Source organism: Methyloversatilis sp. (assembly GCF_030696805.1).
Classification (GTDB): Bacteria; Pseudomonadota; Gammaproteobacteria; order Burkholderiales; family Rhodocyclaceae; genus Methyloversatilis.
Window position 1 is genome coordinate 1 of the sequence record NZ_JAUYRO010000106.1, and the last position, 1,045, is coordinate 1,045.

General features: G+C 52.8%; 2 protein-coding genes. Both read right to left on the bottom strand.

All coding sequences use genetic code 11. The features are described from left to right. Window positions 1–260 precede the first annotated feature (260 nt). Window positions 261–488 (bottom strand): hypothetical protein, encoded by a 228-nt coding sequence (locus Q8R75_RS17505; RefSeq protein ID WP_305625954.1) that lies wholly within the window; start codon window positions 486–488, stop codon window positions 261–263. Window positions 489–505: 17 nt separating this feature from the next. Next, window positions 506–1,045 (bottom strand): RHS repeat-associated core domain-containing protein (locus Q8R75_RS17510; RefSeq protein WP_305663810.1); only part of this gene is annotated, 540 nt, incomplete at its 5' end.

Below are 1,045 nucleotides of genomic sequence, written 5' to 3' on the forward strand. Positions count from 1 at the left end.
GGTGTATGTCCTCGTGCCGCGCGGGCTGCTCAGCGTCTTGAGGTTGCCGACCTCGTCATACTCATAGGTGTCCGCGTGGCTCAAGCCACCGGCCACCATCAGCAGCACCCCGAACCATCGCCGCACGCTTGCACGCATCCGTTTCGCCTCCGGCGCACCTGTTCAAGACCACCGCCGGAATTGCCTGGTTGAATATCGCCAGCGATGGCTCAGATGCTCGCACCAATGCACCACGGGCATCCGATGTATCGATTAGAACTTCAGGATGGACCGGTCAACCTGGCGATTATTATTTCAGGAAAAGAATCATTCCCGAACTCCGAGTCTGAGAAATGCTCATGTTCCCAAGAACTTTCAACCTCCATTTCTTGCGCGCACTGAGAAAAAAAAGCGGCAATATCTTTCAACACACCTGGTTCAACCTGAATGGCAATCTCAGACAGCGCGACCAAATCCTCACAGCCTTCAATACGTCCGAATATTCTCATATTAACCCTTTGGCAGACTACGCATCAGGACAGTAAAGCGGCGACCCCGGACAGAAAGACTGGTAAGGATCAAGAAAACAAGGATCTAGAATCGGTGGAAGTCCGGGGATATTAAACCCCTTTCCCCTCAGAAAGTCCTTTACCCTTTGGGTCATATTTCCTGGACTTCCCCTCCCTTTGTGGCTTTGGGTTCCATCCTTGTTAATCACAACATCACCTTTCGGTGTTTTTATGTGAGCATGCTCCTGTTGCCCTGGAACATGCGGTTTGTCAATTCTTATGGAGGTCCCAGCTCCCAAATCCGTAGGACGCCCGGAACCGGCCAATCCTCGTATATCTGTATCACCCAATGGATTGCCATCTACATAAGAAAAGGTATTCCACCCTCCCTCGATTCCGATCGGGTCACTGGACAAATACCTCCCCAGCCTGGGCACATAGTACCGATGCCAGTTGTAGTGCAGCCCCGACTCCTCGTCGAAGTATTGCCCCGGGAATCTCAGATTGACCGTCGTGGGTTGGCCGTTGCCGTCCGGGTCTTCGTTGGCGGGTGAGGT